The 17,375-nt window shown below is 62.5% G+C and carries 21 protein-coding genes; 10 read left to right on the plus strand and 11 right to left on the minus strand.

Annotation, left to right across the window (positions count from 1 at the left end):
* Positions 1-89 precede the first annotated feature (89 nt).
* From V1292_RS27720 to V1292_RS27730, 3 genes are all read right to left on the minus strand, one after another.
* Positions 90-1,196 (minus strand): TRAP transporter substrate-binding protein, encoded by a 1,107-nt coding sequence (locus V1292_RS27720; protein ID WP_334375773.1) that lies wholly within the window; start codon positions 1,194-1,196, stop codon positions 90-92.
* Positions 1,197-1,425: 229 nt separating this feature from the next.
* Positions 1,426-2,379, minus strand: coding sequence for an alpha/beta fold hydrolase (locus V1292_RS27725; RefSeq protein WP_334375774.1), 954 nt, complete (start codon positions 2,377-2,379; stop codon positions 1,426-1,428).
* 21 nt (positions 2,380-2,400) lie between these two features.
* Complete coding sequence (locus V1292_RS27730; RefSeq protein WP_334375775.1) at positions 2,401-2,613, minus strand: hypothetical protein; 213 nt, start codon at positions 2,611-2,613, stop codon at positions 2,401-2,403.
* Between the two features lie 254 nt (positions 2,614-2,867).
* On the opposite strand from V1292_RS27730, the gene V1292_RS27735 reads away from it, so the two are divergent.
* Positions 2,868-4,976 carry a methyl-accepting chemotaxis protein gene (locus V1292_RS27735; protein ID WP_334375776.1) on the plus strand — a complete coding sequence of 703 codons (2,109 nt, stop codon included), beginning with the start codon at positions 2,868-2,870 and terminating at the stop codon, positions 4,974-4,976.
* Positions 4,977-4,981: 5 nt separating this feature from the next.
* Here the strand turns inward: V1292_RS27735 and V1292_RS27740 are convergent, their stop codons facing one another.
* A complete protein-coding gene (locus V1292_RS27740; RefSeq protein WP_057846461.1) occupies positions 4,982-5,593 on the minus strand; it encodes a class I SAM-dependent methyltransferase in 612 nt (203 codons plus the stop codon).
* A gap of 201 nt (positions 5,594-5,794) precedes the next feature.
* On the opposite strand from V1292_RS27740, the gene V1292_RS27745 reads away from it, so the two are divergent.
* Positions 5,795-6,424, plus strand: a complete 630-nt coding sequence (locus tag V1292_RS27745; protein WP_334375777.1) for a cation transporter — start codon at positions 5,795-5,797, stop codon at positions 6,422-6,424.
* 140 nt (positions 6,425-6,564) lie between these two features.
* On the opposite strand, the gene V1292_RS27750 is transcribed toward V1292_RS27745, so the two are convergent.
* From V1292_RS27750 to V1292_RS27770, 5 genes are all read right to left on the minus strand, one after another.
* Positions 6,565-7,266: a c-type cytochrome gene (locus V1292_RS27750; protein WP_334375778.1), complete on the minus strand. Its 702-nt coding sequence runs from the start codon at positions 7,264-7,266 to the stop codon at positions 6,565-6,567.
* 50 nt (positions 7,267-7,316) lie between these two features.
* Positions 7,317-10,508 carry an efflux RND transporter permease subunit gene (locus V1292_RS27755; protein ID WP_334375779.1) on the minus strand — a complete coding sequence of 1,064 codons (3,192 nt, stop codon included), beginning with the start codon at positions 10,506-10,508 and terminating at the stop codon, positions 7,317-7,319.
* Complete coding sequence (locus V1292_RS27760) at positions 10,505-11,908, minus strand: efflux RND transporter periplasmic adaptor subunit (RefSeq protein ID WP_334375780.1); 1,404 nt, start codon at positions 11,906-11,908, stop codon at positions 10,505-10,507. The genes V1292_RS27755 and V1292_RS27760 overlap by 4 nt, the downstream gene beginning before the upstream one ends.
* Positions 11,905-12,312, minus strand: coding sequence for a FixH family protein (locus tag V1292_RS27765; RefSeq protein WP_334377186.1), 408 nt, complete (start codon positions 12,310-12,312; stop codon positions 11,905-11,907). The genes V1292_RS27760 and V1292_RS27765 overlap by 4 nt, the downstream gene beginning before the upstream one ends.
* A gap of 77 nt (positions 12,313-12,389) precedes the next feature.
* Positions 12,390-12,908, minus strand: coding sequence for a hypothetical protein (locus V1292_RS27770; protein ID WP_334375781.1), 519 nt, complete (start codon positions 12,906-12,908; stop codon positions 12,390-12,392).
* A 70-nt stretch (positions 12,909-12,978) separates the two neighbouring features.
* On the opposite strand from V1292_RS27770, the gene V1292_RS27775 reads away from it, so the two are divergent.
* Positions 12,979-13,383, plus strand: a complete 405-nt coding sequence (locus tag V1292_RS27775; RefSeq protein ID WP_334375782.1) for a four-helix bundle copper-binding protein — start codon at positions 12,979-12,981, stop codon at positions 13,381-13,383.
* A 109-nt stretch (positions 13,384-13,492) separates the two neighbouring features.
* Here V1292_RS27775 and V1292_RS27780 read toward each other — a convergent pair whose 3' ends face one another.
* A complete protein-coding gene (locus V1292_RS27780) occupies positions 13,493-14,128 on the minus strand; it encodes a class I SAM-dependent methyltransferase (RefSeq protein ID WP_334375783.1) in 636 nt (211 codons plus the stop codon).
* A gap of 282 nt (positions 14,129-14,410) precedes the next feature.
* Between V1292_RS27780 and V1292_RS27785 the strand changes: the two genes are divergently transcribed.
* The 5 genes from V1292_RS27785 to V1292_RS27805 are packed head-to-tail and all read left to right on the plus strand — an operon-like array spanning position 14,411 to position 16,393.
* The gene (locus V1292_RS27785) at positions 14,411-14,734 is read left to right on the plus strand and encodes an ArsR/SmtB family transcription factor (protein WP_028346443.1); all 324 of its coding nucleotides are present in this window, start codon (positions 14,411-14,413) and stop codon (positions 14,732-14,734) included.
* Positions 14,731-15,162, plus strand: a complete 432-nt coding sequence (locus tag V1292_RS27790; RefSeq protein ID WP_334375784.1) for an SRPBCC family protein — start codon at positions 14,731-14,733, stop codon at positions 15,160-15,162. Before V1292_RS27785 ends, V1292_RS27790 begins: the two co-directional genes overlap by 4 nt.
* A 53-nt stretch (positions 15,163-15,215) precedes the next feature.
* On the plus strand, positions 15,216-15,422 hold the full coding sequence (locus V1292_RS27795; protein ID WP_334368511.1) for a hypothetical protein: 207 nt from the start codon (positions 15,216-15,218) through the stop codon (positions 15,420-15,422).
* 25 nt (positions 15,423-15,447) lie between these two features.
* Positions 15,448-15,918, plus strand: coding sequence for a DUF1801 domain-containing protein (locus V1292_RS27800; RefSeq protein WP_334375785.1), 471 nt, complete (start codon positions 15,448-15,450; stop codon positions 15,916-15,918).
* Positions 15,919-15,934: 16 nt separating this feature from the next.
* Positions 15,935-16,393, plus strand: a complete 459-nt coding sequence (locus V1292_RS27805) for a DUF1801 domain-containing protein (protein WP_334375786.1) — start codon at positions 15,935-15,937, stop codon at positions 16,391-16,393.
* Between the two features lie 21 nt (positions 16,394-16,414).
* Here the strand turns inward: V1292_RS27805 and V1292_RS27810 are convergent, their stop codons facing one another.
* Complete coding sequence (locus V1292_RS27810; RefSeq protein ID WP_334375787.1) at positions 16,415-16,630, minus strand: hypothetical protein; 216 nt, start codon at positions 16,628-16,630, stop codon at positions 16,415-16,417.
* A 126-nt stretch (positions 16,631-16,756) separates the two neighbouring features.
* Between V1292_RS27810 and V1292_RS27815 the strand changes: the two genes are divergently transcribed.
* Positions 16,757-17,008, plus strand: coding sequence for a hypothetical protein (locus tag V1292_RS27815; RefSeq protein ID WP_334375788.1), 252 nt, complete (start codon positions 16,757-16,759; stop codon positions 17,006-17,008).
* On the plus strand, positions 17,001-17,363 hold the full coding sequence (locus V1292_RS27820) for a hypothetical protein (protein ID WP_334375789.1): 363 nt from the start codon (positions 17,001-17,003) through the stop codon (positions 17,361-17,363). Before V1292_RS27815 ends, V1292_RS27820 begins: the two co-directional genes overlap by 8 nt.
* The last annotated feature ends 12 nt before the right edge of the window (positions 17,364-17,375 follow it).

A 17,375-nucleotide genomic window follows, 5' to 3' on the forward strand; every position in this document is an offset into this window, starting at 1 on the left:
CGACGTCGGTGCGGCGCGCCTTGCGGCGCGACGCGGGCCGGCTGCGCGTGAATGGGGGCGGCCGAAACCGGCCGCCCCCGGACGAAGCCCTATTTCTCGACGGGGAAGTAGTAGTTCGCCATGAAGGAGTATGGCGGGAAATAGGACCGCTTGTACGGCACCACGGCGCTGGCATAGGCCTTCTGCGAATCGTGCACCTTCTTGAAGAACGGGTTCTTGGCGCTCTCGGCCGCCGCGATCTCGTCCCACTTCTTGATGAAGGTCAGCAGGATCTCGGTCGGCGTGCGCAGGATCTGTACGCCGTGCTTCTCCTGCATCTCTTTCAGCGCATCGGCGTTCTGGCGCTGCCATTTGGTCCACCAGACGAGGAATGTTTCGTTCGCCGCCGACTTGATGATCTCCTGCTGCTGAGCGCTGAGCTCCTTCCACACATCGCCGTTGATCACGATTTCGCCGACCGTCACGTTCTCATGCAGGCCAGGCGAATAGTGGTACTTCCAGACGTTGTGGAAGCCGAGCTGCATGTCCTCGATGCCGCCGACCCATTCCGCGCAATCGATCACGCCGCGCTGAGCGGACGGAATGATCTCGCCGCCCGGCATGTTGACCACCGTGAAGCCGAGCGCCTGCCACACTTCGCCGGCCATGCCGGTCTGGCGGCACTTCATGCCCTTCATGTCCTCGACCGTCTGGATCGGCTTCTTGAACCAGCCGAACGCCTGCGGTCCTGCAGGCAGGATGGGGAACACGACGACGTTGAGCTTGAGCTCCTTCTGATAGAACTCGTTGTACAGATCGAGGCCACCGCCGTGATAGAACCAGCCCATCACGTCCATGTAGTCCATGCCGAACGTGCCGCCGGGACCGCCGGTGAAAAGGATTGCGGTCTTGTTCTTGCCGGTCCAGTAGCCGGCCCACGCATGCGCTCCGTCGAGCACCTTCTTGTTGGTCGCGTCCAGTACTTCGAACGCCGGCACGACCTGGCCGGCGGGCATCGCCTCGATCTTCAGCGCGCCGGCCGATAGTTTGTTCACCCGCTCGGCGAAGTAGGTGAAGTTGTCATAGAGCGTAAGCGACGCCGGCCATGTGGCCTGCATCTTCAGCACCTTCGTCTGCGCCATGACTGTAGTGGTGGATCCGACGAACGCCGATGCGATCAGGGCAACGGCGACCAATCCCAGAAACAAGCGTTTCATGAGCAATCTCCTCCCTTGGACGACGTGACCTTGGCGATCGATTTTCTTCGTTTCTTCTAAGTCGCCTTGCCTTGAAACCACGTCTGCCACCATCCTGCCACCATCGCGGCAAGTTGTCATCTTGCTTTCTGACCGCAGCAAGGGCCGGCAGACTGCTGCACCGTAGCTGTACTCTTGCGCGGAATCGTGCCGATGGATCTAACGGTGCTTGTTGCACCGCACGACCGCGCTACAGCCCGCGCACGAACGCCTCGAGCGCCGCGTTAGTCGCCTCTGGCGCCTCCTGCTGCACCCAATGTCCGATACCGGGGATGATGGTGGAGCCGCGGAAATCGGAGCAGGCAACTCCGGGGTCGGCGTAAAGATCCACGCCCGGGACGAAGGCGCGCACGGGGTCACGCTCGCCGGCGATGAAGGCCGATGGCTGCGCAATACTGCGTCCGCTCAATTCGGCCAGCTCGGCAAAGTCGAGTATCTGTGCGCGGTAGCGGTTGAGTGGACTGCGAAAGCCGCCGGCCCGAAACGCATCGACATAGACCGCCAGATCGGTCTCACTCATCCAGCCTGGAAAGGGCTGCGGATCGACGAGCCCATCCAGCAGCCGTGCCTCCGCCGGCTTCGGCTCGAGCCACTTGTTGTGAGGCGCGGCCCCGGACAGTGCAAAATACACCTTGCGCAGGGCACCGGCGATGTCCGTCTCCAGTTCGGCCTCCGCCACGCCCTCTTGCTGGAAATAAATCTGGTAGAAGAAGCGTCCCTTGTAGATGGATCGCGCAAGTTCGATGAAAGGCACGGGTCCGCGCGGACGGAACGGCACGCTCAGGCCAGCCACCGCCCTGATTTTGTCGGGGTGAAGCAGTGCCGTGTGCCACACGATGGGCGCGCCCCAGTCGTGGCCGAACAGAACGGCCGGGCCATCTCCCATATGCTCGATCACAGCAACGACATCAGAGGCGAGATGACGTAGCGTGTATGCCGTGATCTCTCTCGGCTTCGAGCTCCGTCCGTAGCCGCGCACGTCAAGCGCGGCTACCCGAAACCCCCCTGCCGCAAAGTGCGCGATCTGGTGCCGCCAGGAGTACCCGAGCTCCGGGAATCCATGTACGCAGACAATCAGCGGGCCCGAGCCGCTGACGGCCACGTTGAGCTTGATCGCTCCGTTCGTCACGGTGACAAAGTCCATCACGGTCACCCACATTGCCCGTCATATTAGTGACATCACGCGCGCCGCGAGCGCTGGCTCACGCAGCGCAGCCTGCGGCTTGAGGAGCTGCGAGACTGCTACGGTCAGCCGGTGCACCTCGGGATCCTGCGCGGCGAGCTTGGTCAAAGCCATACCAAAGTCACGTGCCAGGCGCTTCATGGGGGCATCTTCCGTCAACAACCGGTCCAGGATCACGGCTTCCTCCGCTGCCACGCTCATACCCTGGCCGAACACTGGATTGAAGCGACAGAGGGCATCGCCCGTACGCGCGGCATGCTGCCAACCCCGTCCGCGCCTGCAACTTGAGGGACGTGGCTCGTCCGAACGAATATCAGAAAATGCCGAAAAGACTTTCAAGACAGTACGTTGGCATTACAACCCAGCGCTCCAATTAGCGGCTTGGTAACGGCCGGCTGGTAGTAAGAAAGAGGCCGTCATCAAGGGGCCGCCAGCCGGAAGGTATCCCCATGCATTCGAAGCGCGAGGCCCTTTCGGGCACGTTCACCGTCAAGACCACCCTCGCCGTGATCGTCGGGGTGCTCGCGGTGCTGGTTCTGATCTCCTGCGCCATTACCGGCGCAGATGCCTGGCGCAGCTACACGGCCGCCGTCCGCGTTGCCGAGGTGAATGCGAACGCCGATCACCTGCTCAAGGGACTGGAGAACATTCAGCTTGAACGCGGTCAGACCAATACGGCGCTGCAAGCGCCTGCCCCGGCAAATGCTCAGACTGGCGAAGTGATCCAGAAGCGCCGTTCGCAGGGCGATGCCGTGCTGGCCCCGGCGCTCCGGCAGATTGCCGCCACCGCGACGCCGGAAGGCAAGAAGCTGATTGCCGACGTCGAGCAGGCCTATGAACGCGTCAGGCAGCTCCGCCGCAGCGCAGATTCCGCCCTTCAAATCCCGAAGGAGCAGCGCGATGCCGAACTGCTCAAATCCTGGTACCCGGCCGTCTCGGACCTCCTGACCCGGATTCAATCGCTCTGGACCATTGCCTCGCGCGAAATCAGCAGGGAAGATGCCATTGTCGGCGAGCTGACGATGGTCAAGCAGAGCGCTTTCCTGATGCGCGAATATGCCGGCCGCGAACGCGCCGTTCACGCCGGCAATATCTCGGCCGGCCGCGCGCTATCGACCGAGCAGCAGCGTGACATCGCCAATTGGCGCGGGCAGGTGCAGTCGAACTGGCAGACGATACGCGATCTAACCGCCGCAGCGGCGTCGCCGCTTGTCTCTGCCGTTGCCGCCGCCGAGCAAAACTTCCTCGGCAATTTCAAGGTTCAAACCGATACAATCTACAAGGCAGGCATCGCGGGCGCCGGCTATTCGATGACGGTCCAGCAATGGTACGACGCGTCGAACCCTGCACTGGAATCCATCGTCCGGATCAAGGATGCCGCGGTCGAAGTCACCAATGTCCACGCGACGGCCAAGGCTGCGGCGGCAAGAACCCAACTCATTCTCGTCGCCCTCGTCACGCTGCTCGGTATCGTTGTCGGCATGGGGTCGATCTGGGTGCTGTCCCGGCGCGTGATCCGCCCCTTGACCGCCATGACGGCCGCCATGCAGCGCCTTGCCGGCGGCGATCTGTCGATCGACATCCCTGCGCTGGCGCGGGCTGATGAAGTTGGCGAGATGGCGCGATCGGTCGCGGTCTTCCGCGACAATGCCGTCAGAGCGAACGCCCTGGCTACCGAACAGCGAGCGGAACAACAGAAGAAAGAGCAACGTCAACAGGTGATGGAGACGCTGACTTCAGGCTTCGACCAGAGCGCCAGCCGCGTGCTCGATGCCGTCGCGACATCGATCGTCGAAATGCGCGCCACCGCCGAAAGGATGGCAGCGGTCGCAACCGAGAATACCAACAAGGCCTCGGCCGTGGCGTCGGGCGCGCGGGAAACGTCGAGCAACGTGCAGACGGTGGCCACCGCCACGGAGGAACTGTCCGCCTCCGTCACCGAAATCAGCCGGCAGGTCAGCCAGTCGGCGGCGATCGCGGCAAAGGCCGTGCAGGAAGCACAGGGAACCAACGCCGAAATTCAGGGCCTTGCGGCGATGGCGCAGCGGATCGGCGACATCGTCAAGCTGATCAACAACATCGCCTCGCAGACCAATCTGCTGGCGCTCAATGCCACCATCGAAGCGGCGCGTGCCGGCGACAGCGGCAGGGGCTTTGCCGTCGTCGCGGCCGAGGTGAAGAGCCTGGCCGAGCAGACGTCAAAAGCCACCGAGGAGATCGCCTCCCAGATATCCGCGATCCAGGGAGCCACGCAGAAATCCGTCGTCTCGATCGAGGCCATCGGCAAGACCATCGGCGAAATCAGCGAGATCGCAACAACCATCGCCTCTGCCATCGAGCAACAGGGCGCGGCGACCCAGGAGATCGCGCGCAATGTGCAACAGGCTGCGGCCGGCACCCAGGAAGTGTCCGCCAATGTCGGCGGCGTCACCGAGGGCGCGGCAGCCACTGGCGCAGCGGCAAGCCAGGTCGAGACCGCCGCCGGCAATCTGTCGCGGCAGTCGCAGCAGTTGCGCGAGCAGGTCGACGCGTTTCTTGGTCAGGTGCGCGCGGCATAGCCTGGCTAGTTCGGCCGGGCGCTGCCTTCATACATGAAGGTCATCGCCTTGGGTCCTGGCATATAGCCGGTCTCCACCCGATCAATCCTGAATCCTGCCGCTTCGATCATCGTGCTGATCGGTCGATTGAGGTGACAGCCGCCGCTGATGCATTTCCAGGCCGGCGTCAGCCAGTCCTGCCACCGTCTCACATTCTTGTCCGGCGCCATGCCGTGTTCCACGAACAACAGCTTGCCGCCAGGGCGAAGCACGCGCCGCATTTCGGTGAGCGCCATGGCGGCATCCGGAATGCTGCACAAGGTCCAGGTCGTCACCACCGTATCGACGCTGCGATCATCGAGTGGAATGGCCTCCGCCGAAGCCTCGATGAAGTTGACCGGCGTACCCGGATGCAGAGCATCGCGGGCCATTGCGATGAGCTTCGGGGCCGGCTCCAGCGCCAAGAGCTCCCTCACCGGCGGCCGATAGAACGGCAAGTTCCGGCCCGAACCGATCCCGATCTCGAGCACACGACCCTCGGCCGCGCCGATCACCCGCTCGCGATATGGCCGAAGCTGCTTGTTGCGCATCGCGAGATCGCAAACCCGCGGCAGGATAATGTCGTTGTAGAAGCCCATGCCTCGTCTCCATCAGTTCTGCTCGCGAGTCCCATCAGGCCGGCGCGCATAGCTCGGAACCGATGATGGATTTCACGGAGCTTGTCAGGATCGCGATTGACCAATGAATATGCAACGCAACGCTCGCACTGCTCCAGGGTCGACTGTCGCTTTCCTGGTGACGCAATTGTGTAACACGAACTTGCGTCCTACTTTCCGTGGATGGCCGATGCTTGTTGCACACCTCCGCCCCTGAACTTGGACCGGAACCGCGGCAATCCGGCTTATCGCCGGGTTCTTTGGGTGGTCCTTGGCATCAATGCCGCCATGTTCCTCACCGAGATCGGCGTAGGCTTGGCGGCGGGATCGGCTTCGCTCCAGGCCGACGCGCTCGATTTTCTCGGCGACGCGGGAAACTATGCGATCAGCCTCTTTGTGGTTGGGATGGCACTGCGCTATCGCGCATCAGCGGCGCTTGCCAAGGGTGCCACTATGGGAGCCTTCGGCCTTTGGGTAATTGCCATGGCCATCTGGCACGCCGCACACGGGACGCTGCCGAGTGCATTCACCATGGGTGCGGTCGGAGTCATGGCCCTTGCAGCCAATGTTGCGTCATTCGGACTCTTATGGGCCTATCGCAACGGCGACGCCAACATGCGCTCGGCCTGGATCTGCACCCGTAACGATGTTCTAGGCAATCTCGCCGTGCTGCTGGCCGCGCTCGGCGTGTTTGGCACCGGTACCGGTTGGCCGGATGTGATTGTTGCTTCGTGCATGGCCGGACTTGCGCTTCAAGGCGCATTCGTGGTGGTCCGCCAATCCGCTGGTGAATTGAAGGCTCAACCAGCGTAGAAAGCGGCAGTGCAGTGTCTGTCCTTCGCTCAGACGGCGGCGACCTCGGAAAATGCTGCGAGTTACCAGCGCAACAGTCGGCCCAAACACCGCGCCCCGCCAACGTGCACAACGCAATCGTCCACCCGGTCGGTTACAGTCTAGCAGCGGCGCTCGACGAAGTTCATGATTTCTTCCGGCGCCGAAAAGATCACGGCTGCCCGATCACCCATCATTCCTGCGCCCAAGAGAGCCGGCGCATCCTTCTCGGGCCCATCCTTACTGGTATCCGTCCTGAAGCGGAGGTTGCGCTCCCAGAAGGCGCGTGTCTTGCCGTCGGCTGTGGTGACACGATAGGTGTCGCGGCAATAACCGATGGTTTTGACCTGAATGCCCGGTTCAAGCGCCTTTAGATTTGGATCGGCGCCGCCACCCATCATGCCTCCCATGCCGCCCCTCTGGTCTTGTTGCGCGGTTTGGCTCCGCGCCGCGCCGGGTTTGGTGGCTTCTTTCAGAAACGCCAGGAGGTCTGCCCGGGCCGGAGGTTCCTTGATTCCTGCAAATGTCATCTCGTTGCCAGGAACGAGATGCTGCGGATCGGTCAGCCATTGATCGAGCGTTCGGTCATCCCACGTCAGTCCGGACGATTTCAACGCATCGGAAAAGCGCTCGAAGCTTGGCAGCGTACCGGCCTTGCGTCCCCATAGTTCAGCAAGGCTCGGTCCCGTCATGTTGCGATCGCGCTCCAGCGAATGGCATGCTGCGCAGGCCCTGAAATTACGTTCGCCGCGAGCAGCATTGCCTTGTTGCGCATGGAGAGAAGAGAAGCTGAGAACAGCCATAAGGGCCGAAGCAGCCGCCAACCTGAAACTCGGCATCGTGCCGGAGATCGCTGCGTAAGTCATGGTTCACCTCATTCGGCTGGCTCCACAACGCGTGAGACCTTCTTCGATGGCTTTGCAATCGCCGCGACTGACTTGCCGCTTTCGGGATCGCCGGGCAATCCAAAGCCCTTGACGATGCCGAAGACCGCCGGGATCACGATCAGCGTCAGCAATGTCGAGGAGATCATGCCGCCGATCATCGGCACCGCAATGCGCTGCATGATCTCCGACCCGGTGCCGGTGCTCCACATGATCGGGAGCAGGCCTGCCATGATGGCCACCACCGTCATAATCTTTGGCCGCACGCGTTCGACCGCGCCCTCCATGATGGCGGCATAGAGATCGTTGCGCGTCAGCGCCTGGCCCTGAGCCTGACGTAGCTTCGTGATCTCGGCCAGCGCCTGATTGAGATAGATCAGCATGACGACGCCGGTCTCGGCGGCGACCCCGGCGAGTGCGATGAAACCGACCGCAACCGCAACCGAGAGGTTGAAGCCGAGCCACCACATCAGCCACAGCCCGCCAACCAGCGCGAACGGCAGCGACAGCATGACGATCATGGTCTCGGTTACCGAGCGGAAGTTGAGATAGAGCAGGAGGAAAATGGTGAGCAGCGTCACCGGTACGACGATCTTGAGCCGCGCGATCGCACGCTCCAGATATTCATATTGGCCGCTCCAGACGACGTGATAGCCGGGCGGGAACTCAATGCTCGCCTGCACCGCGCGTTGCGCCTCGGCGACGTAGCCGCCAAGGTCGCGGTCGCGGATGTCGACATAGATGTAGGTCGCCAGTTGTCCGTTCTCGGTCCGGATCGAGCTTGGCCCGCGCGCCGGCGTAACGCTGGCGACCTCGCCGAGCGGGACCGCCCCGCCGGCCGGCATCGGCACCAGGATGTCGCTTGCGATCGCCTTTGGATTGTCGCGGAGATCGCGTGGGTAGCGCATGTTTACGGAGAAGCGCTGGCGGCCCTCCACGGTCGTGGTCACGGTCTGGCCGCCGAGCGCGGTCGCGATGGTGTCCTGCACGTCCTGCACCATGATGCCGTAGCGCGCCAGCGCTTCACGGTTCGGCGTGATCTCGAGGTAGTAGCCTCCGAGACCGCGCTCGGCATAGGCTGAGGACGTGCCCGGGACGGCTTTGAGCACCTGTTCGATCTGTTTGGCGACCGTTTCGATCCCGGCGAGATCGGTGCCCATGACCTTCACGCCAATCGGCGTGCGGATGCCGGTCGAGAGCATGTCGATGCGCGCCTTGATTGGCATGGTCCAGGCGTTGGAAACGCCCGGAAATTGCAGCGCCTTGTCCATCTCGGCGATCAGGCCGTCAATCGTCATGCCGTTGCGCCACTGCTCCTTCGGCTTGAGGTTGACCACCGTCTCGAACATTTCGGACGGCGCCGGATCGGTCGCGGTCGCCGCCCGTCCAGCCTTGCCGTAGACCGAGGCGACCTCGGGAAACGATCGGATGATCCGGTCTTGCGTCTGCATCAGTTCGGACGCCTTCGTCACCGAGATCCCCGGCAGGGTTGTCGGCATGTAGAGCAGCGAGCCCTCGTTGAGGTTTGGCATGAACTCGGTGCCGAGCTGGCGCGCCGGCCAGATAGAGGCAGCGAGCACGCCAAGCGCAAGCAGGACGACCAGCGTCTTGGCACGCAGCACGGTCTTGATCACGGGTCTATAAACCCAGATCAGGAAGCGGTTGATCGGGTTCTTGTGCTCAGGGACGATCTTGCCGCGAACGAAGATCACCATCAGTGCCGGCACCAGCGTGATGGATAGCAATGCTGCCGCCGCCATCGCAAAGGTCTTGGTGAAGGCGAGCGGACTGAACAGCCGGCCCTCCTGCGATTCCAGCGTGAAGATCGGCATAAAGGACACGGTGATGATCAAGAGGCTGAAGAACAACGCAGGGCCGACCTCGGTAGCCGCCTCGATCAGGATTGCGACGCGCGATTTGCCCGGCTCGGCGCGCTCGAGATGCTTGTGCGCATTCTCGATCATGACGATCGCTGCATCGATCATGGCGCCGATGGCGATCGCGATGCCGCCGAGACTCATGATGTTGGAGCCTAAGCCCAGAAGCTTCATCGCGCCGAACGCCATCAGCACGCCGACCGGCAGCATCAGGATCGCGACCAACGCGCTACGGACATGCAGCAGGAAGACGATGCACACCAGCGCGACGACGATGCTTTCCTCGACCAGCGTATGCTTCAACGTATCGATCGCGGCATAGATCAGGTTGGAGCGATCGTAGACCGGCACGATCTCGACCGATTTCGGCAGGCTGGACGCGATCTCCGCAAAGCGCTTCTTGACGTTCTCGATGACATTGAGCGCATTCACGCCGAAGCGCTGCAGCACAATGCCGCTCGCTACCTCGCCCTCGCCGTTGAGCTCTGCGATGCCGCGCCTCTCGTCGGGGCCAAGCTCGACGCGCGCAACGTCGCGCAACAGCACCGGCGTTCCGTTGTCGGTCTTCAGCACGATGTTGCCGAGATCATTGATGCTCTTCAGGTACCCCTTCCCGCGGATCACGTATTCGAATTCCGAAAGCTCGACGGTGCGGCCGCCCACATCGGCATTGGAGGCGCGGATCGCCTCGCGCATCTTCTGCATGGTGATGCTGCGATCGCGCATCCGCTGCGGGTCGAGTATCACGTTATACTGCTTGACGAAGCCGCCGACGCTCGCGACCTCGGCCACGCCCTCGGCCTTCGCTAGCGCGAATTTCAGGTTCCAGGCCTGGATCGCGCGGGTGTCCGCGAGATTCAGTTCCTTGGACATCACCGCATATTGGTACACCCACCCCACCCCGGTCGCGTCGGGACCGATGGTCGGCGTGACGCCGGACGGCAATCGCGAAGCGGCGCCATTGAGAAACTCCAGCACCCGCGAGCGCGCCCAGTAGATGTCGGTGCCGTCCTCGAAGATGACGTAGACGAAGGAGACGCCGAAGAAGGAAAAGCCGCGCACTACCTTCGATTTCGGCACCGTCAGCATCGCGGTGGTGAGCGGATAGGTGACCTGGTCCTCGATCACCTGCGGCGCCTGCCCCGGGTACTCCGTGTAGACGATCACCTGGGTGTCGGAGAGGTCGGGAATGGCATCCAACGGCAGATGGACGAGCGCGTAGATGCCGGCCGCAGCGGCGAAGCCGCTGCCGAATAGCACCAGCAGGAGGTTACGAGCCGACCAAGCGATCAAGCGGGCGATCATGGCTGAGCTCCTTCGGCAAAGCCCTTCAGCGCCGCCTTCAGATTACTTTCGGCATCGATCAGGAAATTGGCCGAGATGACGACGGGCTCGCCGTCCTTCAGCCCGCTGCGGATTTCGACCAGTCCGTCTCCCCGACGGCCGATCTTGACGTCACGAGGCTCGAATCGGCCCTCGCCTTTGTCGACCAGAACGACCTGGCGCGCTCCTGTATCGAGCACCGAGCTGTCGGGAACGGCCAAAACAGGCTCCGCGCCGCCAATCTCGACGTCCGCGTCCACATACATGTCCGGCAGCAATGCGAGGTCGGGATTTGCGAGTTCGATCCGAACACGGGCTGTCCGTGTCTCGCGGTTGACCTGGGGATAAATGACCGAGATCTTTCCGGAGAAGTCCCGCCCCGGGAAGCTGCGCGCGCGCACGGTTACCCCTTGTCCGACCGCAAGCGAGCCGAGATCGCGCTCGGCTATGTCAATTATCGCCCAGACCACCGAGGTATCCGCGACGCGGAAGAGCACGTCGCCCGGTTGAGCTCGCATACCCTGGACGGCGTTGCGCTCCAGCACGATGCCGTCCCGTGGGGCCGACCAGGCGACAGTCACCGGGACGACCCGCGTTCTCTCGACCTCGCTGATTACCGCTTCGGGCACGTCAAGGTTCATCAACCGCTGCCGTGAACCGCGTCCGTAGGACGGTTCGCCCGCCGTAGTCTTGGACGTCAATGTCGTCACGTACTCGGCGGCCGCACTGGAAACTGCCGGACTGTAGACCTGCATCAGCGGCTGCCCCTTCTTGACAAAGGTGCCAGTCGTAACGTCGGCGACCGATTGCAAGTAGGTTTCCGCGCGCATCGCGATGACTGAGACTCGACGCTCGTCGAGTTGGATCGTGCCTGGCGCCCGCACGACCGTCCGGATCGGGCGAGCGGCCGCCGGCTCCGATTTGACACCGGTGCGCTGGATCTTTCCCGGCGAGACCTTGACCGATCCGTCGTCGCTGTCCTCGCCCTCATAGACGGGGATGTAATCCATCCCCATCGAATCCTTCTTGGGCGTCGGCGAAACATCCGGCAGGCCCATCGGGTTGCGGTAATACTTGATCTTGCGGTCGGTGGGCGGAGCCGCCGCACTTTCCTGCGGCGGATCGTCAAAACTGATGTCGGCGCCCCGGGGAACGGCGCGGTAATCGCGGCCATCGGGCGTCTTCTTCGGCGTCAGCGAGTAGAACGGCTTGCCGTCCGGATCCTGATAGTAGATCGCGGCACCCGCCGGTTCGCTCGCCTGGGCCATGACGTGGGCATGCTTGGCCTCTCCGCTCGGCCAGAGATAGGGACGCGCGAGGACGCCGGCGATCACGGCAGCCGTAGCGGCGGCAGCGATCGCAACCTGGACTGACCGGTTCATTTGTCGGCCTGAATGACGAGCTTGTTGTCGACCGTGCCGGTTTCGCCCTGCACTTTTGCGCCGAGCGACAACTGCCAGCGGCCGGCCATGCTGAAATCGGCCTTGAAGCGGTAGGTGCCCGGCTCCGATCCCGGCAGGGGCGTAAGCTCGCTCACCATCTCTTGCATCGCATCCGGCGCCATATCGAGACGCGTCGCAAAGATCACCGCGTCCGGAACGGCCTTGCCCGTCGTGTTATCGATGAGCTTGACGGCAATGATCTTGTCGCGACCGGTCTTCACCGCCGGTTCGACGAGCTTGAACTCGTAATTCCTGATATCGGCGAGCGCGGCGGTCGCGGCGCATGTCAGGGCAGCGCCGGTCAGCGCAACCCGCAGGCCGCGCGAAAACTGAATAGCCTTCATCATGGTATCCTCGATCTGCTGGTCAGCCGCCATGGCGGCATGGCGCGGACGCCACAAAGCGCCGCGAGACTTCGGCGTTACGCCGAAAGGACCAGGGACCGGGGAGGTTTTGGCGGGGGTGAATACCCTAGGCTGTCTACTTCCGGATCGCTGCCGGGCAGCAGCGTGCGAAGGGTGACGGGCTGGATTTCGGCAATGCCGGCCGGCAGCAGCGCCTGCAACGTCGTCGATACGCAAAGCGCCATCAACGGGCACTGGTCGCAATCGATCGGCGCCGATTTCTCCGGGCAGCACGGCATGTCGTCGGACATGGCCGCGTCATCGGACATCGCCTTCATGGCCATTGGTGCCATGCCGCCCGTATTCGCCCGCGCGGAGAGCGGGGCGACAACGAGGCCGACGATCACAAAAATCGCCAGCAGCCGGCAAAGGTGAATTGAGTATTTCACGGGTCCAGTTTCGCACATCCCGGCCCCTGATGGGAAGCGGAGTTCCATCACGAAACCGCGGGCTTCGTTAACGTATGCCAGCGGATGACGATCGCATTGCGATGAATCAACCCCTTCCCAATTCATATGGCCGGCTGCCCAGAACATTTTTCAAGGCCGCGACTTGAGCTAGCGACCGCCCCCCGGCGGTGGTCTGTCCTCAGCAAGGAGCCCAGCCATGTACGCCCGCGAAATGATTGGCACTCACCCGGCCGTCCAAGGCCAGATCAGCGACGCCCTGATCCGTTGCATCGAGGAATGCTACTCCTGCGCCCAGACCTGCACCTCCTGCGCCGACGCCTGCCTGTCGGAGCGCATGGTACAGGAGCTGACCCAGTGCATCCGCCTGGACCAGGATTGCGCCGACATCTGCAATATCACCGGCCGCATCATGACCCGCCGAACGGGTTTCGACGACGAAGTGATGCGCCGCATGCTCAGCGTCTGCGCCGCCGCCTGCCGACTTTGCGCGGAGGAATGCCAGCGGCACGCAGCCATGCACGAACATTGCCGGATCTGCGCGGAAAGCTGCCGCCGATGCATGGAAGCTTGCCAGGAGGTCTCACGCGGCATGGCGCATTAAGAGCGTTTTCCAGCGAAGTGGACACCGGTTCGCGTCAAGAAAACGCGTCAAAACAAAAACCTAGAGCCCGGTTCTGATTCAATCAGAACCGGGCTCTAGCGCGCGGCGATCAGCCCTCGCGCCGGAACACGCTGAACTGAAAAGCCTGCCGGGCCTGCCACGGCGTAGCGTGCTCATGCCGCTGCGTATGGACCAGCTTGAACGCGGCGCCGAGCGTCCGTCCGAGACTCTCGCTGTCGTAGCGCGCGACCGGCAGGCCGCTGCACTTTTCAGGGCCGTCGAGCGCAAAAGTCGCGATGATGGCGTGCCCGCCGATCTTCAGGCCCCGCTTGAGGCGCGCAATGTAGGCGGCGCGATCGCCCGCGTCGGTGAGAAAGTGGAACGCTGCCCGATCGTGCCAGATGTCGTAGGGCTTCACCGGCTCCCAGGTCGTCGCATCCGCGACGATCCAGCTAACTCGCCCGGCGCTGGCGCCAAGGTGGCTCTCCAGGCGGCGCTTGGCAGCGGCCAACGCCGCGGCAGAAAGATCGAGCACGGTGACATCCTCAAATCCCTGCTCGACGAGACCGTCGACCAGCCGCGAGGCGCCGCCGCCAATGTCGATGATGGCCGACTTGTGCGCCACCCCCGTCTGCACGATCAGGTCGAGCGAAGGAGCCGGGATTTGCTGAAACCAGCTAACCTCGTTCTCGCCCTTTGTCGTGTAGACGTTCTCCCAATGGGCCTGGCGGCCGGCATATCCCATAGGACCTCCCCTCGCTGTATATGTCGTTGAATATCTGGTCATCCTATCGTCCTCGACAACGAGGAGCGACCATGCCGTCGGCGCTCGCACCCGCAGCTCGACTTCGCAAGATCAAGATAATGCATAACCTGCACGGCATGCATTCAGCGGTAGCTTACTGACGTCAAATTGCAGCGCTTGAGGGCGCGCCAAAAGACGCCACCTGTTCCCCATTCCCCCACTTGACTGACACATATCCCGACGGTTATGTACCATCCATAATCCGCGAGTTATCTATTTCGAATGCCCAACGCTCATGATGTGCTGTTCAGGACACTCGCCGACCCGAGCCGTCGGGCGATCTTCGAGCGGCTGTGCCGCGAAGGAGAGCAAACGGTCGGGGCGCTGACGGCCCGGGCCGGGATCTCGCAGCCGGCCGTCTCGAAGCATCTTGGCGTTCTGAAACAGGCGGGGCTGGTGCGCGACCGCCACGAAGGCCGCCAGACGCACTACAGCGCGCAGCTCGGCGCCCTCGCCCCGCTGATCGACTGGACAAGCGAGATGGCCGGGTTCTGGCAGAGGCGGTTCGACGATCTCGAAGACCTGCTGAAACGGATGGACCAATGACAAATACCGCCCCCGAAACGCGCACCGTCGTCGTCGAACGCGAAATGTCGCATCCGCCGGAAAAGCTCTGGCGCGCGCTCACGCAACCCCACTTGATGGAGGAGTGGCTGATGAAGAACGACTTCAAGCCCGTCGTGGGTCACCATTTCAATCTTCGCGGCGATTGGGGTGGCGTGCTGGACTGCGAGGTCCTTGCCATCGAGCCGAACAAGGCGCTGTCGTACACCTGGAATTTCAAGCACGACGATGCGGCTTTCAATCTAGAAAGTGTCGTGACTTTCACGCTGACGCCAACGCCCACAGGCACCCTCCTGCGCATGGAGCAGAGCGGTTTCCGGCCGGATCAGAAGCAGGCCTATGGCGGCGCCCACGCTGGATGGCAGCAATTCTTCGCCAAACTGGAAGAGCTCGTGGCGCGGACGGATTGAACCGCCGCGTCACGCTCCGGCTCGTCTGCAAAAGTCTGCAAAAGGAGGGCTCATTGAACTGGAACACGTGGATTCGGCAGATTCACCGCTGGCTGTCGATTGCCTTCATGGTGACCGTCGTCGCCAATTTCATTGCCATGGGACTGGGGGAGCCTTCCCCGTGGGTGGTATACTCCCCATTGCCGCCGCTCTTTTTACTGATGTTCACCGGCCTGTACATGTTCGTGCTGCCCTACGCCGCCAAATGGCGCAGTGGCTGACGTACCGGCGACAGGAGCGAACACAATGGCGCAAACGACGTCGAGAAGGCCGGCGAAGATCGCAAAGAAGACCACCGCCAAGCAGGCTACCGCAAAGCCCGTCCTGCTCTCAGGCGGCAATCCTCAGATCGCAAAGGGATACGGCGATGCCCCCGTGCAGGCCTACATCGCGGCCATGCCGGGCTGGAAACGCGACCTTGGTCGCCAGCTCGACGCGCTGATCGTGCGCACCGTTCCCGGTGTGCACAAGGCGGTCAAATGGAACACGCCCTTTTATGGCGTCGAGGATCAGGGCGGCTGGTTCCTCGCCTTCCATTGCTTCACGAAGTACGTCAAGGTGACCTTCTTCCGCGGCACATCGCTCCACCCTGTCCCGCCCGGGGAGTCCAAGCACAAGGAAGTGCGCTATCTCGACATCTATGAGGACGGACTTGACGAAGCCCAACTCGCCGCTTGGATAAGGCAAGCCAGCCAATTGCCCGGCGAACGATTGTGAGCCAATGACAACAGCCATGAAGAAGGCAACAATGAAGAAGAGCGGCGCGAGCGACGCAAAAGGCGGAAGCTCTCCCTCTCGGCACATCGATGCGCGAATCAAGGAGCTGGGCGATTGGCGCGGCGAGATGCTCGCGCGTATCAGAAGCATCATCAAGCAGGCCGATCCCGAAGTGATCGAGGAGTGGAAGTGGCGCGGCGTTCCGGTGTGGGAGCACGACGGCATCATCTGCACCGGTGAGACCTACAAGGCGGTCGTGAAGATGACCTTCGCCAAGGGCGCCTCGCTGGAGGACCCCACAGATCTCTTCAACTCCAGCTTGGAGGGCAACACCCGGCGCGCCATCGATTTCCATGAAGGCGACAAGATCGACGAAAAGGCATTGAAGGCGCTCATTCGCGAGGCCGTGGCGCTGAATACGAAGCGAGCGGCCGCACGACCCGCCAGCGCTCGGAAGAAATCAAAGAGCGCTTGAGCAAACGGAGGCGGCTAGCTCTCACCGGCGATGAAGCTGCAGTTCCAGCAATGCGAGCCGTTGCAGGACAACCGGGTCACGCTCTCCGCTGTGAGCGGCGCGCAGGATCGCTTCCGCGATCACTTGAACGTAGTGGGAATGGACGGGCTCCGGGAGCGTCGCGACGGCGGCGTCAAGCGCCTGCTCCATCACCGAGATGACCTCGGGCGGGAACGACGCGTTTGCAAAATCCTTCATGGCCGGCGGCTAAAAGAAAGCGGTCGCCGATGCGCCATGTAAACGGGACTGCATCGGCAGCCGCTCGAGTTCATGTGTCTATCCCTGACACAGATTGCATAATTTTCCCGAGATTGAATCGTTCCAATGACGCGAACAGAATCGCTGCGTCCGATCGACCCAAGCGCGGCTGGACCAGCGCTGGACAGCCGCCACCGCACGATCGGACGCTTAACGTTCCAGCGCCGGAACGCAGTCACCGCCGCGCGGCGCATGCTTGCGATCGAGCAAGAACAGCGGCGCGCTGTGCGGCTGTCCGCCTCTCTGCCGGATATGGAACGAATCGAAAAAAGCCGGCTTGATTCCCCGTTCTGCAGTCCGGGAGTTGTTGATGCGTAACGCCGGCTCGGGTCCGTCGATCGTGCCACACGTTAATGAGCACGACGTCTATATCGTCGAGCATGTCTCCCTGGAACACGGCCGGGTCTGGGCAGAAGTCAGTTCTGAGAGCCCGGGATTTGAGCCGGTTGTAATGGACCTGCTCACCGGCCAGTACACTAATCCGATCCGGGTGGTTGCTTTCAATCCCGCCGAGGGATGGTGTCGTGACGCCTCGGCAGATGTCGCGCACGAGCTGCGGCGACATTGCGACCTCCAGCTACGCGACATTCCGTTTTTCCTGCAGGATTTTGTCGATCGCTACGAGGGCCGCTATCAGGACGTCCAGTTGCCGCTGCCGATGCGGCTGTACTAGCTATAGCCGAAC

It is taken from the genome of Bradyrhizobium sp. AZCC 1719 (genome assembly GCF_036924525.1).
In the GTDB taxonomy this organism is placed as follows: Bacteria; Pseudomonadota; Alphaproteobacteria; order Rhizobiales; family Xanthobacteraceae; genus Bradyrhizobium.